This is a genomic window from Streptomyces sp. BE303 (genome assembly GCF_036290945.1).
In the GTDB taxonomy this organism is placed as follows: Bacteria; Actinomycetota; Actinomycetes; order Streptomycetales; family Streptomycetaceae; genus Kitasatospora.
In genome coordinates this window covers 143386-157849 of the sequence record NZ_JAQYWZ010000895.1, presented here as the reverse complement: position 1 = coordinate 157849, position 14464 = coordinate 143386, and the positions used below count along the sequence as shown (strand labels likewise).

The window sequence follows — 14464 nt, the reverse complement described above, 5'->3', positions numbered from 1 at the left end:
GTGGGAAGTGGTCCGGGCCACAGGGGTGGGGCTGTGAGGCCGCGCACATGGTCGACGGTGGGTGACGGTGTCTCTGCCGGGGGTGGTGGAAAGGGTGGCGGGTCACCTGCCTCCGGGTGGCCCGCACCACAGCCCTCACCCGCCGTGCCCCGTGCAGGCACCGGGAGTGCTCGGCATAGCCTCGGGCCATGAGCAACGAGAGCGATGAGCGGTGGGACGCGGAGGCCTTCGACGAGGTGGGGCGGGGGGCCGGGGAGCCGGGGGCGGCGGTCGCGCCCACCGGGTTCGAGCTGGGGACGGACGGCCCCAGGATGGTCCTGGCCGGGCTGGACGGATCGGACTCCGCCTGGCGGGCCACCGCCTACGCGGCCGGTCTGGCCCGGCGGCAGCACGCCACCCTGGCGGTCGCGTACATCCAGCCGGTGCTCGGTGCGGCCACCGCGCTCGCGGGCGCGGCGGTGGAGGAGACCACCCGGGAGATCGCCGACGAGCTGCTCGACGCCCTGCGCGAGGCCGAGCACCGGCTGCGCGACGTCTGGAGGCTGGACTGGCGCTTCCTGACCGTCCGGGGCGACCCGTTCACGGGTCTGGCGCGGTTGGCGGACGAGCTGCGGGCGGACGCGGTGGTGGTCGGGGCCTCCGAGCAGGCCGGTCACCGGGTGATCGGCTCGGTCGCGGTGCGGCTGGTGAAGGCGGGGCGCTGGCCGGTCACGGTGGTGCCGTAGGGGAAGGGCGCGCGGACGAGGGGGCGACGAGGGCCGCGGTCCCGGGCGGATGCCGGGGCCGCGGCCCTGTGCGGTGCGAGGGGGGTCAGAGCACGGAGACGCCGTTGCCGCAGATGTTGATCGGGATGCTGATCGGGATCTGGATCTGGTTTCCGGAGAGCACGCCGGGGGAGCCCGCCACGACGCCGCTGGCGTAGGCGCCGCCGGTGTTGATACAGGTGGTTCCCCCGCCCCCGCCGCCCCCGCCGAGGAAGGCCGAGGAGGGCGGCGCGGCTTGGGCGGGGGCGCTGTGCGCGGAGTCGTCGCAGCCGCCGGCGAGGGCGGGGCCGGCGGAGATGACGGCCAGCGCGGCGCTCAGGCCCGCGGCGAGCAGGTACTTCCTGGTGTTGGTCATGGGGAAGGAATAGCCAGCCGACACGCCGATGACCACATGATCCGACCGTGCGATCACCCGAGCGCAGTCGGAACCCCACCCCGATGCAGCAGCCGCCGAGCCCGGCCGGCCCACCTGCCTTGCCCGCTCTCGCGCCACCTGCCCGCTCTCGCGCCACCTGCTCGCTCTCGCGCCACCTGCTCGCTCTCGCGCCACCTGTCCGTCCGACACCGCGGTCCTGCTCCGGTCCCGGGCACCGGGACGGGGCACGACCGGGACACCCGCCCCGTGTTTCCGGGACATCGGCCGCCCGATGCTCGACGGACGGCCGCGGCAGGGGCCCGCGGCCACCCGGCCACGGCACGAACGGGAGACCCGCATGTACGCGCACTGGGGCACCTTCACCAAGAACGACAACCTCGGCAGCTGTCTCGGTCTGGCCCAGACCGCCCTCGAACGCCAGGGCTTCCAGGTCTGGGACCTCGCCGGGGACGGCGACTACCAGGTGATCGGCGGCAACGGCAACGTGATCGCCACCGTCGTCTGCGTCCCGCAGGGCCGGAACGTCTGGCTGACCGTCAGCGCCTACTCCACCGACTCGACGCTCGCCGAGCGCACCCGCAACGACGTGCGCTCGTACATCGTCAACTCCGTCCGCATCGACTAGGCGTCGGCGGGGTCGTACGGACCTCCCGGGCGCGGCCGTCCCGCGCCCGGGAGGTCCGCCGTGCCCGGGAGGCCGGCGGGGAGGAGCCCGCTGCCGCCCCTCACGGCCCGTCCCGTCCCGTTCCCTCCGCCAGCGCGTCCCGCAGCGCCGCTCGGGAGGTGATGCCGAGCTTGGGGAACAGCCGGTACAGGTGGGAACCGACGGTGCGCGGGGACAGCCGGACCACGGCGCCGATCTCCTTGTTCGTCAGTCCGCCCGCCGCCAGCTCCCCGATCCGGCGCTCCTGCCAGGTCAGCGTGGCCAGGCGCGCGGCGCCCGGGCCCGGGCCGGGTTCGGGCGCGGGCACGCCCGAGGCGCGGAGTTCGGCCCGGGCCCGTCCGGCCCAGCCGGCGGCGCCGAGCCGCTCGAAGGACTCGGCGGCGAGCGTCAGCGGGTGCCGCGCCGCCCGGGGGCCACCGGTGCGGCGCAGCCGGACACCGTGGGCGAGGCGGATGCGCGCGAGTTCGAACGGGAAGTGCGCGCCGGCCGGGTGGGCGTCGGCGAGGGCGAACTCCCGCTCGGCCTCGGCGTCGTCGGGGGCCGTCATCGACAGCACCCCGTGGGTGACGAGGGCCAGCCGGGGGGAGACCGCCGGCAGCCCGGTGTCCCGCGCGGCGAGCGCGTGCCGCCGAGCCTGCTCGGCGCGGCCGGTGTGCAGTGCGGCCTCGACCAGGTCCAGCAGGGTGCGGGAGGCCTGGTGGGCGCAGGGAGCGAAGGTGCCGGGAGCGGTGATGCCCGCGGCGTACCGGTAGGCGCTCTCGTAGTCCCCGTCGCTCAGCGCCGCCGCCGCTCCCACCGCGTCGGCGATCTGGAGGAGGAAGCCCACGCCCCGGGGCCGGGCCCAGTGCCCGACGGCCGCCTGCAGTTCCGCGGCCCGTCGGGACTGTCCGCGCAGGGCCGCCAGGAGCGCGAGGTAGGCCCGGCCGTGGTGGGCGAACAGCGCGAATCCGTGGGCCGTGGTCAGCTCCAGTACGCGGTGCCCGGTCCGCTCGGCCTCGTCCCACGCCCCGGCGGCCAGCTGGTCCAGCATGACGAGGTGCAGCATGGTCATGCCGTTGGCGACGGCGCCGGTCTCCACCTCCCGGTCCACGGTGCGGCGCAGCAGCGGGCCGTAGTGGTGCAGCGTGTCGACGTGGTACGCGGCGACGGCCAGCCGCGTGACGTCCCACGGTTCCAGCCGGGGGAGGTCGGCGAAGGCGCGCTCGACCCGCTCGTGCACGCCGGCCCCGTGGCGGACCACGTCGCTCCAGGCGTCCCGGTAGATCAGCGAGACGGGTGCCACCAGTGGGCCCATGGAGGCCAGGAGCCGGTGCGCGGCCTCCCAGGCCGCGGGATCGGCGGCGTACTGGTTGACGGCGAGCAGGAGGTTCACCAGCCGGGTGAGCACCTCGGCCGGCTGCCCCGGCTCCGGAGGGTGCCCGGCCGGCCGCCCGCCCGGGGTCTCCGTGGCGGACGCGGGTTCCGCCCACCCCCGGCCGGCCGCCCGGATCCGCCCGATCGCCGCGACGACCTGCAGTCGCGCCGAGCGCACGTCCCCGTCCTCGTAGAGGGCCGTGTACGCGGACGTCACCGTGGCCGAGGCCGAAGCCGCTCCGCCGGACGAGGCCGCCCCGTCGGTGAGCCTGCGCGCCTGGTCGAGGAGCGCGGAGTGCCCGGCGACGAACGCCGCGTCGCCCAGGCGTCGCGCCCGCCCGTCCCGGTCCTCGCTGAGCTCGGCGGCGCGGGTCAGCCAGGCGACCGCCGCGAGCGCGCCCCCGCGCCGGGTGGCCGACTCGGCGGCCGTCTCCAGCGCGGCGGCCACCTGCTCGTCGGGCCCCTGGGCCGCCGCCGCCAGGTGGGTGGCCCGCCGCTCGACGTCGTCGCCGTGGACCCGGGCCAGCTCCCTGTGGGCCGCGCGCCGCCGGCCGGGCGTGGCCAGCTGGACCACGGTCGAGCGCACCAGGGGATGCCGGAACACGAAGTCGCCACTGACCGGATCGACGTCGAGCAGTCCGCAGGCCGCCGCCTCGTCGACGTCCCGCATCCGGTACCGCGCGGCGCGGCCGCCGCTCCTCGTCCCCGCACCGTCGAGTGCCGCGCGCAGGAGTTCCTCCCGCACCGCGTCGTCCAGCCGCTCGATCCGGGTGCCGAACACGTGCTGGAGGCGGCGCGGAAGTCCGGCCGGGTGCGGGCCGGTCGCCGGTCCGCCGGCGGCGGAACCCCCGCCGCCCGGACCGCCCCCGCTCCGGTGGGCCGCTCCCACGTACGGCGGGAGTTCCAGCAGCGCGAGCGGATTGCCGCAGGCCTGGTCCAGGACCAGCCGCCGCACCCCCGGGTCGAGACCCGGGTGGCGCCGGTCGAGGAGCCGTTCCGCGTCGCCGTCCGGCAGCGCGGCCACCGGGAGCTCCGCCAGCGCCGCCGCGTCGAACCCGGAGGCGACCTCGGACCGCACGCCGACCAGCAGGCGTACCGGACCTGCGGTGAGCCGGCGCGCCACGAAGCCGAGCACGTCGGTGCTGGCGGCGTCGACCCACTGGCCGTCGTCCAGGACCAGCAGTACCGGCCGCTCGGAACCGGTCAGGGACAGCAGGTCGAGGACGGCGATCCCCAGCGACATCACCGACGGCGGCGCCCCGTCGCCGCGCCCGAGGACGACGTCGAACACCGCCCGGTGGGCGGCGTCCAGGCCGGCGGCCCGTGGAAGCAGGGGGTGCAGGAACTGGTGCAGTCCCGCGAAGGGCAGCTCGCTCTCCGCCTCGGCCCCGGCGGCCCGGAGCACCAGGTGCCCGGCGTCCGCCGCGTGCGCGGCGGCGTGGTCGAGCAGCGCGCTCTTCCCCACTCCCGTCTCGCCCCGCAGGAGCAGGGCCCCGGGCCCCGGCTCCGTCACGAACGCGGCCAGCAGCGCTTGTTCGCGGCCCCGCCCGACCATCGTCCCCGCGGTCGACCCGACCGCTCCCACCCCAGTGCCCACGACCGTCCCCGCCCCTTTCCTCGCAGGTGGCCACACCTGCGGCCCCGGCTATCCTCCCCTTTCCCGCCGGGTGCCCCGTGAACTCCGGCCCCTGCCCCCGGCAGCCCCGCCGCGCTCCGGGGGCGGCGGCGGGGCGCCGGGCCCGGCCCCGGGGGCGGGCCCGGTACGGCGATAGGCTGCCTGACCATGACGGACATCTCGGTCGAGCCGCCCCGGACACCCCGCCGCCGTCCTGCCGGACGCACGCCCCGGGAGACCGCCGACCGACCGGACGAGGGGGCCGCCGGCGCGGCCCGCGCCGGCGACGGTCCGTCCGGTGCCGACCTGCATCTCGACCTCCCCGTCACCGGCAGCCGCCGCGCCGCCCTGATGGGCGCCCTGCGTGAGGCGATCCGCAGCGGCCGGCTCGCCCCCGGCACCCGTCTGCCGCCCTACCGCGCCCTCGCCGCGGACCTCGGCATAGCCCGCAACACCGCCGCCGACGCCTACGCCGAGCTCGTCGCCGAGGGTTGGCTCACCGCCCGGCAGGGTTCGGGCACCGCCGTCGCCGACCGGGCCGAGCCCGTCGCCCCGACCCGCGCCCGCCGGCCGTCCCGGCCGCCGCAGCCCGCCCACGACCTGCGGCAGGGCCGGCCCGACACCGCCTCCTTCCCCCGCACCGCGTGGCTCGCCGCCGGGCGGCGCGCGCTCACCGCCGCGCCCAACGAGGCGTTCGGACCGGGCGATCCGCAGGGCCGCCGCGAGCTGCGCGACGTCCTCGCCGACTACCTGGCCCGGGTGCGCGGCGTACGGACCGATCCGGAGCGGATCGTGGTCTGCTCCGGCTTCGCCCACGGGCTGCGACTGCTCTTCGACGGTCCGCGGGCCGTGCTGCCCGCCCGGACCACCGGACCGCTCGCGGTCGAGGCGTACGGGCTGGCCTTCCACCGAGGGCTGCTCGCCACCGCCGGGGCGACCACGGTGCCCCTCTCGCTGGACGAACGCGGCGCCCGTGTCGGCGAGTTGGCGCGCCACCCGGACGTCCGGACGGTCCTGCTCACCCCGGCCCACCAGTTCCCGACCGGCGGTCCGCTGCATGCCGGGCGGCGTTCGGCGGTGGTGGACTGGGCGCGCGGACGCGGCGGACTGATCCTGGAGGACGACTACGACGGCGAGTTCCGCTACGACCGCCAGCCGGTCGGTGCGGTGCAGGGCCTCGATCCCGAGCGGGTGGTCTACCTCGGCACCGTCAGCAAGAGCCTCAGCCCCGCGCTGCGCATCGGCTGGATGGTGCTGCCCGACCACCTGGTCGACCGGGTGCTCGCGGCCAAGGGGGAGCGCGAGGCCTGGGCGAGTGCGCTGGAACAGCTCACGCTCGCGGAGTTCATCGGCTCGGGCGGCTACGACCGGCACGTCCGGCGGATGCGCCGGCGCTACTGCGGCCGCCGGGACGCGCTGGTCGCCGCGCTGGCCTCGCGTGCCCCGCACATCGAGGTCTCCGGCATCGCGGCCGGCCTGCACGCGGTGCTCCGGCTCGCACCCGGAACGGAGCGGTCGGTCCTCAAGGCGGCCGCCTACCGGGGGCTGGCCCTGGACGGCCTCGCGGACTACCGGCACCCGCTGGTCAAGCCCGAGGCGATGCCGGCCTCCGACGGACTGGTCGTCGGCTACTCCACCCCGCCCGACCACGCCTACCCGGCCGCACTCGACGCGCTCTGCGACATCCTGCCGGAGCCGCTCTGAGCGGCCGTCCGGCGCGGGGCCGGGAGCAGAGGGTAGGGTGTCCGGCCTTCCGGCGGGGCCGGAACCGGAAGGTAGTGGTTCCGGGCGTCCGCTCCGCTGTCATATGCCGGTACGGACCGGTGCGGAGGAGAACACCGGGGCGGGGCAGCCCGCCTACGCTCCATGGTCATGCGCACATCATTCCTGAGCCGCCTCGGCCTGCCCGCGATCCTCGCCCTCCTGATCGGCCTGCTCCTCTCGGCCGCCCCCGCCCATGCCGACACCCCCCTGCTCTCCGTGTCCTCCGACAAGGCGACGGCGACCCCGGGCTCCTCGGTCACCCTCACCCTGACCCTGACCAACCCGCACGACACCCCCGTGCAGTTCCTCTACGAGTCCATCCAGCCGACCTACGGCACGACCCAGGCCACCGGCCTGAAGTACGCCTTCGCGTCCTGCGGCGGCAACGTGAGCAGCTGTGACACCGGCGCCACCAGCGGTCTGGTCCACCACTCCGTGCCGGTCGCGGCGGGTGCCACCACCACCGTCACGCTGACCTACGACATCGCCGCCGACTCGGCCTGCGGCAACGGTGCGCGCATCGACTTCTACACGTACCTCTACTACGAGTACGCCTCGGGCACCGCCTCCGACTCCGGCATCTTCAACGTCCCCGGCAACGAGGTCACCTGCTCCTGATCCCGACCCCGCCCCGCCCCCGCTCCGGGCCGCAGCGCCCGGCCGGGGCCGCCCGGAACCCCCGTCAGGTGCCGATCGCCCCCGTACCGGCACCTGGCGGGACTCCGGCGTTTCCCCCGGGGCGCCGGTGGCCCACCGGGTCGGCGGTCCGCCGCGTGTGCGGCCCGTGCGCCCCGCGGATTGTCGGACCCGGATGGCAGGCTCGGCGCATGGCCGAACCGGTGACCACTGACATGTCGACGACCGCCCCGGGCGGGGGCGCGCCGCCGATCCCCGAGGCCGTCGCGGCGGCGATCCGCGCACGGGCCGGTGACCGGCTCGCACCGCTGGTGCACCGGCTGTTCCGTTCCTCGCTGGTCCTCGGGCCGGTCACCGGCGACGGCGAGCCGGGTGGTGGTGAGAGGGGCGAGGGCCGGCTCGGAGGGCTGCCCGCGCTGCCGGCCGGGACGGCCTGGCCCGCGTTCTCCGGCCGTCCGATGCGCTTCCTGGCCCAGCTGGACTGCGCCCGACTGGCCGCAGCGTTCCGGGCGACCGGGCCCGGCGACCGCTGGCCGCTTCCCGCCGACGGTCTGCTGCTCTTCTTCCACGACGAGTGGCTCGCGGACTTCAGCGGCCGCGGCTGCCGGGTCCTGCACGTGCCCGCCGGGGCGCCGCCCCGAGCGGCACCGCCGAGCGAGCACGGCACACCCGCCGTCCCGGCCGTCCCGGTCCGGGCGTCGTGGGCGCTCTCCGCGCCGTCCTACCAGGACCGCGAGCTGGAGAACCTGTTCCCCGACGACTTCCTGGTCGCGCTCGACCTCGCCCTCGACCTCGCGGACCAGCTGCCCCGGCCGGCCGTGCGGGTGCTCGGTTGGTGCGACACCGACACCGGACGCCCCGAGGGCCACCGGCCGCTGCTCCAGATCGGGAGCGGCGCGCTGGACACGGCACGGGGCGCGTGCGCCGACGTCTCGTTCTGGATCACCGACGAGGACCTCGCGGCGGGCCGCTTCGACCTGGTCCGGCACGGGTTCGAGACCGTCTGACGGGGTCGGGCGCGGAGCCCCCGACCTGATCGGTACCGGCCCCGCACGGCCTTCCGCCCGGGACGGCCGGGCGACCGCCGGGCGGACGAACGGCGGGAACCGGCGGACTCGTCCTAGGCTGGGGTGAGGCCCGGAACGAGGGACCGGGCGCCCTGCCGGGGGTCGGTCGGGCGGTACGGCGGGGCGGTGAGACGAACGTGGTCCCAGAGCGAGAGCGGACCCCGGAGGACGCGGAGCCGGGAACGGAGTCCGCGCCGCACCGCGCGGCCGCTCCTGCCGACAGCACCGATGCCGACAGCACCGACGCCGTCGGCACCGCACGCAGCGCCGACGTCGCGGCCGGCACCGACACCGCCGCCCCCGCCGTCGAGCTGCTGCGCGCGGTGCGCGCGCACCCGGGCCGTCTGCCGGAGCTGCTCGCGGTCTTCGCCGTCCGTCACCGCGGTCCCCGGGCCGCCCGGCGGACCGCCGCGCTCCGCGCGTCCCGTCCCGACGAGACCACGGGCGAGCTGGCCGTGCGGGCCGTCACGCACGCCCGGCGGGTCAGCCAGTCCGAGGGAGCGTTCGTCGGCGGGCCGTTCCTCTGGCTGGTGCCGTTCGCCTTCTGCAGCGCGCTGCTGGCCCAGGGGCAACTCCTCCTGGAGCTCGCCGCCCTCGCCGGGAAGGACCCGGTGGCACCGGCCCGGGCCGCCGAGATCCTCGTCCTCCAGGGGGCGTACCCCGACCTCGCCGCCGCCGAGCGCGCGCTGGCGTCCGGCCCCGATCCGGTGCCCGGCGGTACGCCCGCCGGTCGGGACCGCCGGACCCGGCGCATCCGCGGATTCGCCTCCCTGATCAGGCGGATGGCCCGCCTGCTCGGGCTGACGAGCGAGGGCGAGGACCCGCCGCCGTCCCGTTGGCGTTCCGCCGGCGGGTGGGCGCTGCTGGCCGTGGTCTTCCTCCTCGGTACGGTCGCCCCGCTGGTCTGGCTGCCGTACATGGGGGCCTCCTACAACCGGGCCACCGACCGGATCGCCACGCGTGCGGTGGGTTTCCACTTCGGCGGCGCTCCGGCGGGCTGGTCCGGGCCCCGCCGGACCCGCACCGACCCCGGGATGGTGGTGGCGGCCGCCCGGGCCGTGGCCTCGCTGGCCGTCCCGCTGGGAGCGGTCGTCGTGCTGCTGCTCGCCGACGTCCGGCTGTTCGAGAGCCGGTGGCCCGCGCTCGCCTTCGTGGTGATCGGGCTCTCCGCCCTGGTGGGCACCTTCTGGTACGTGGCACGACGGCGCGAGCGGGACCACCGGGACCGCGGCGAGCCGTAGCGGGGGGCGGGCCGTCGAGGGCCGGGTGCCCCGCCCGCTGCCCGGACCGGGTGTCCGCCCGCCCCGCGGACCGGGGAAGCGCCCGGCCGCCGCCCGCCCCGGACCCGTACGGCCGCTGCTCCCAGGCCCTCTGACGGATGGTCACCGCACGAAGGTTAGGCTGCCCGCAGGGCCGCGTGGAGCGGCCGGGAGAAGGGTGACACGGGTGCGAACCGTACGAGACCAGCGTGTGAACGGCGGGCCTGCCGACGCCGCCGGCACCACCACCGGCGCCGACATCACCATCACCGACGCCGGCGACGGCGCGCGCACCACCGCAGGTGCCGGCAGCACGGGGACGGCGGCCGGGGCCGGCCGGCGCCCCAAACTGCGCGCGGTACCCGGCCACCGGCTCGCCGGGCTGCCGCAGCTCGCCGGGGCGGACGAGCGGTTGCGGCACGAGATCGCGGTGGTCGCGGCGGTGCTGCCGTTCAAGGTGAACAACCACGTCCTGGAGGAGCTGATCGACTGGCGGCGCGTCCCCGACGACCCGATGTACCGCCTGACCTTCCCGCACCGGGACATGCTCCCGGCGGAGCTCTTCGACCGGATCTCCGCGCTGATCTCCGCCGGCGCCCCGCGCGAGCGGCTCGCCGAGGCGGTGGCGGCCGCCCGGCGCGCGCTCAACCCGCACCCGGGCGGTCAGCTGGAGGAGAACATCCCCGAGCTGGACGGCCGCCCCGTGCCCGGCCTCCAGCACAAGTACCGGGAGACGGTGCTGCTGTTCCCCGCCCAGGGCCAGAGTTGCCACGCCTACTGCGGCTACTGCTTCCGCTGGGCCCAGTTCGTCGGTGAGCCGGACCTGCGGCAGAGCCTGCCCGGTCCGGCGACCGCGCTGGACTACCTGCGGGCCCACCAGGAGGTCGCCGACGTGCTGATCACCGGCGGTGATCCGCTGATCATGTCCACCGCGCGGCTGGCCGGCTACGTCGAGCCGCTGCTCGGTCCCGGGACCGAGCACCTGCGGACGATCCGGCTGGGCACCAAGGCGCTGGCCTGGTGGCCGCACCGGTTCACCACCGACCCGGACGCCGACGACCTGCTCCGCCTGTTCGAACGTGCGGTCGCCGCCGGGCGGCAGGTGGCGGTGATGGCCCACGTCAGCCACCCGCGCGAGCTGGCCGGCGAGGCGGTCCGGGCGGCCGTGGCGCGGATCAGGTCCACGGGGGCGGTGATCCGGGCCCAGGCGCCGCTGATCCGGCACGTCAACGACTCCCCGGACGTCTGGGCCGCGATGTGGCGGGACATGGTGCGGCTCGGCATCGCGCCGTACTACCTGTTCGTGGAGCGGGACACCGGGGCGAGCTCCTACTTCGAGGTGCCGCTGGCGCGGGCGGTGGAGATCTACCGGGACGCGGTCCGCCAGGTGTCGGGGCTGGAGCGGACGGCGCGCGGGCCGGTGATGTCGGCCGGGCCGGGGAAGGTCTGCCTGGACGGCGTCGCGGAGGTCGCGGGTGAGCGGGTCTTCGTCTGCCGGTTCCTGCAGGCCCGCGAGCCGGAGCGGGTGGGCCTGCCGTTCTTCGCCCGGTACGACGAACGGGCCACCTGGTTCGATCAGTTGAGGCCGGCGTCGTTCGAGCGGAGGCCCTGGTTCGCTGGGGATTCGCAGCTCGCGGGGGAGCCCGCGCTGGTCTGATCGGCCTTGGCGGCCGACTCTGTTCGACAGGCGAACACCTGTTCCAGTCGCCCGCACCCCGCCGGCCGGGGTGCGGGCGTTCACGTTGGTCCGTTCGGGTGAGGTGAATCGTTCCTACGTCTGGACGATTCGCATGCGCAGAAACGTGTCGGCGTTGTGGGGCCCGGCTGACGGATTCAAACCCTCCGCTCGGAGAGATTCACCCTATCGGGGGGCACTCCACCGCCATACGGGGTCGGTCGGGCCTTGGTGATCTAGGGTTCCCGGTGGATCGACCGAGTGGCGCTCCACCTCGTGAACGCCACCAACACCCTTGCCGATACGTGTATCTGATGAACCGTCGAGACCGTTCACCCGGCCACCGCCGACCGGGCGGCCCCGTCGGCGGGACCTGCGCAGACGACGTGACCTGACCAGATGAAGGAGAGCCCTGCCGATGCCCGTGGAGACCAGCCCGGAGACACAGCAGGTGGTGCAGTCGAGCCTCACTACGGCCGCTGCCCGCAATCTCGCCACCACCACCAAGTCCGCGCCGCAGATGCAGGAGATCACCTCCCGCTGGCTGCTCAAGGTGCTGCCCTGGGTGCAGGCCGCCGGTGGCGCCTACCGAGTGAACCGCCGCCTCACCTACACCGTCGGCGACGGCCGGGTCGAGTTCATCAAGACCGGTTCCGAGGTCCGGGTCATCCCGCAGGAGCTGGGCGAACTCGCCCTGCTGCGCGGCTTCGAGGACGACGGGGTGCTCACCGCGCTGGCCGACCGCTGCGAGCAGCGCGACTTCGGCCCGGGTGAGGTGCTCGCCGAGCGCGGAGCGCCCGCCGACCGGATCTACCTGATCGCGCACGGCAAGATCAACCAGATCGGCACCGGCAAGTACGGTGACGAGACGGTGGTCAGCGTGCTCGCCGACGGTGACCGCTTCGGCGAGCACGCCGTCCTCGACGCCGACGCCGTCTGGGAGTTCACCGCCAGGACGGTGACCTCCGGTACCGTCCTCTCGCTGCCCCGCCGGGACTTCGAGGCGATCCGGGACGGCTCGCCCGCGCTGCAGGAGCACCTCGGGGCCTTCCTCGCCCTCCCGCTCCAGCGCCAGAACGAGCGCGGCGAGGCCGAGATCGCCATGTCGGCCGGCCACCACGGCGAGTACGAGCTGCCCGGCGCCTTCGTGGACTACGAGCTCAAGCCGCGCGAGTACGAGCTGAGCGTCGCCCAGACGATCCTCAAGGTGCACACCCGGGTCGCCGACCTCTACAACCAGCCGATGAACCAGATCGAGCACCAGCTCCGGCTGACCATCGAGGCGCTGCGCGAGCGCCAGGAGCACGAGCTGGTCAACAACCCGGAGTTCGGTCTGCTCAACAACGCGGACTTCGCCCAGCGGATCCAGACCCACTCCGGCCCGCCCACCCCGGACGACCTGGACGAGCTGCTCAGCCGCCGCCGCGACCCGGACTACCTGCTCGCCCACCCGCGGGCCATCGCGGCGATCGGCCGTGAGTTGAACTCGCGCGGGATCTACCCGCACCACGTCGACCTCGGCGGGCAGCAGGTGCCGGCGTGGCGCGGGGTGCCGATCCTGCCGTGCAACAAGATCCCGATCACCAAGGAGAACACCAGCTCCATCCTGGTGATCCGGACCGGCGAGGACAACCAGGGCGTCATCGGCCTGCACCAGACCGGCCTCCCGGACGAGTACCAGCCCGGCCTCTCGGTCCGGTTCATGGGCATCGACGAGAAGGCGATCATCTCGTACCTGGTCAGCGCCTACTACTCGGCCGCGATCCTGGTGCCGGACGCGGTCGGCGTGCTGGAGAACGTCGAGGTCGCGCACGGCCGCCGCTGATCCGTGGCGCCGCGCGCCCGGCCCGCCTCGACGCGGCGGCCCCGTCGTGACGACCGTGCCGTGACGAACCCGTCGTGACGACCGGTCCGGCCCGTGACCCGGGCCCCGGGCTCGCGACCGGACCCGGTCCGGCCGTGACGGGCCGCCCGCATGATCGTTTCACCTGGTACCGGACGGCCCGCCCCCGAGGCGGGCCGTCCGGTGTCGGCCCCCTTCCGGCGCCGTCCGACCTTCCTGACGACACGAGAGGTGCATGGAGCCCATGCCCCAGTCCCAGCCGCCCCGACGGATACCGGTGGACGGGCAGTCGTGACCGCGGACCCCACCGCCGCGAGCGACGGCACTCCGAGAGACGACGCTGCGAGAGACGGCGCTGCGAGCGGCGGTACCCGGCGCGACGGCGTCACCCGCAGCCGTGACCCGATCGGCGCCGGCACCACCCGCGCGCGGCGGATCCGGCTGGCCGGAGCGGCGGCCGGGGTGGCCGCGCTCTGCGCGCTGTTGAGCGGTTCGGCCGCCGCCAGGACCTCGGGACAGCACGGCGGAGGGCGCCCGCACGGACCGGTCGTCACCAGCTGCGTCTCCACCGGGACGGACGTCTCGGTGGGGGTCGGCCCCGGGGGAGTGGACGTCCAGGTCGGCGTCGACGTGGAGGTGGACGTCACCGTCGACCTCTCCGGGACGTCGCACCACCCGGGCTCGCCGACCCCGAGGCCGTGGCCGCCGAGACCCTGGCCCACCAAGCCGTGGCCACCGAAGCCGACGCACAGCCATCCGTGCCCGACGCCCACGCCCAAGCCGACACCCACCCCGACCCCGACCCCGACCCCCACACCCACCCCGACCCCGACCCCGACCCCGACCCCGAAGCCCACTCCGACCCCGACCCCGACACCCACCCCGGTGCCGACACCGCCGCCGACCCCCGCGCCGGTGCCGCCCCCGGCTCCGCCCTCCCCGACGCCGAGGCCCACCACGCCGCCCGCGTCCCCGCGGCCGGTGCCCACCCCGGTACCGACGCCGACGACCCCGCGGCCCACCGCACAGCCGGTGGTGCCGCCCCCGCCGGCGCCCCGCCCGCCCGCGCCGACGCCACCACCGCCCCCGGCACCGCAGACCCAGGCGCCGCAGAGCCCGGCCCCCGAGCCGGTGCGACCTGCCCCGACGGTGAAGCCCGTCCGGATCCCGCAGGCCCCACCGGTGCAGGCCCCGGAGCGGCACCACGGCGCCGCGCCGACCCGGACCATGCTGGTGATCACCGTGCCCGCCGTGCTCGCGGCGGTCGCCCTGCGTCCGCGCGGAGGCTCCGGCCGAGGCGGCTCGGGGGGTCGCGGAGGCGCCGGCGGTTCCACCGGGTCCGCCGGTTCGAACGGCTCCGGCGGCTCAGGCGGTACCGGCAGCTCCTGACACCGCGTCGGTCCGACGTGAGCACCACCGGGCCGCCCGCAGCGGCTCGCAGTTCCGCC

Annotated in this window: 11 protein-coding genes; 9 read left to right on the top strand and 2 right to left on the bottom strand. The window is 75.8% G+C overall.

What is annotated here, in order from left to right; translation table 11 throughout:
- Window positions 1–311: 311 nt before the first annotated feature.
- Window positions 312–725 carry a universal stress protein gene (locus PUR56_RS34960; RefSeq protein ID WP_329951913.1) on the top strand — a complete coding sequence of 138 codons (414 nt, stop codon included), beginning with the start codon at window positions 312–314 and terminating at the stop codon, window positions 723–725.
- A gap of 85 nt (window positions 726–810) precedes the next feature.
- Here PUR56_RS34960 and PUR56_RS34955 read toward each other — a convergent pair whose 3' ends face one another.
- Window positions 811–1119 (bottom strand): chaplin family protein, encoded by a 309-nt coding sequence (locus PUR56_RS34955; protein ID WP_329951909.1) that lies wholly within the window; start codon window positions 1117–1119, stop codon window positions 811–813.
- A 358-nt stretch (window positions 1120–1477) separates the two neighbouring features.
- On the opposite strand from PUR56_RS34955, the gene PUR56_RS34950 reads away from it, so the two are divergent.
- Window positions 1478–1765, top strand: a complete 288-nt coding sequence (locus PUR56_RS34950; protein WP_329881319.1) for a hypothetical protein — start codon at window positions 1478–1480, stop codon at window positions 1763–1765.
- A 100-nt stretch (window positions 1766–1865) separates the two neighbouring features.
- Here the strand turns inward: PUR56_RS34950 and PUR56_RS34945 are convergent, their stop codons facing one another.
- Window positions 1866–4712: a helix-turn-helix transcriptional regulator gene (locus PUR56_RS34945; protein WP_329951912.1), complete on the bottom strand. Its 2847-nt coding sequence runs from the start codon at window positions 4710–4712 to the stop codon at window positions 1866–1868.
- Between the two features lie 228 nt (window positions 4713–4940).
- Between PUR56_RS34945 and pdxR the strand changes: the two genes are divergently transcribed.
- The 7 genes from pdxR to PUR56_RS34910 all read left to right on the top strand — a co-directional run bounded on the left by pdxR (window position 4941) and on the right by PUR56_RS34910 (window position 14405).
- A complete protein-coding gene (pdxR, locus tag PUR56_RS34940) occupies window positions 4941–6476 on the top strand; it encodes a MocR-like pyridoxine biosynthesis transcription factor PdxR (protein WP_329951908.1) in 1536 nt (511 codons plus the stop codon).
- 168 nt (window positions 6477–6644) lie between these two features.
- Complete coding sequence (locus tag PUR56_RS34935; RefSeq protein ID WP_329881316.1) at window positions 6645–7154, top strand: hypothetical protein; 510 nt, start codon at window positions 6645–6647, stop codon at window positions 7152–7154.
- Window positions 7155–7363: 209 nt separating this feature from the next.
- Window positions 7364–8179: a DUF1963 domain-containing protein gene (locus PUR56_RS34930; protein ID WP_329951907.1), complete on the top strand. Its 816-nt coding sequence runs from the start codon at window positions 7364–7366 to the stop codon at window positions 8177–8179.
- Between the two features lie 197 nt (window positions 8180–8376).
- The gene (locus PUR56_RS34925; protein ID WP_329951906.1) at window positions 8377–9480 is read left to right on the top strand and encodes a hypothetical protein; all 1104 of its coding nucleotides are present in this window, start codon (window positions 8377–8379) and stop codon (window positions 9478–9480) included.
- A 205-nt stretch (window positions 9481–9685) separates the two neighbouring features.
- Window positions 9686–11155 carry a KamA family radical SAM protein gene (locus PUR56_RS34920; protein ID WP_329881313.1) on the top strand — a complete coding sequence of 490 codons (1470 nt, stop codon included), beginning with the start codon at window positions 9686–9688 and terminating at the stop codon, window positions 11153–11155.
- Window positions 11156–11591: 436 nt separating this feature from the next.
- The gene (locus tag PUR56_RS34915; RefSeq protein WP_329881312.1) at window positions 11592–12998 is read left to right on the top strand and encodes a family 2B encapsulin nanocompartment shell protein; all 1407 of its coding nucleotides are present in this window, start codon (window positions 11592–11594) and stop codon (window positions 12996–12998) included.
- A 309-nt stretch (window positions 12999–13307) separates the two neighbouring features.
- Window positions 13308–14405, top strand: a complete 1098-nt coding sequence (locus PUR56_RS34910) for a hypothetical protein (protein WP_329951905.1) — start codon at window positions 13308–13310, stop codon at window positions 14403–14405.
- The last annotated feature ends 59 nt before the right edge of the window (window positions 14406–14464 follow it).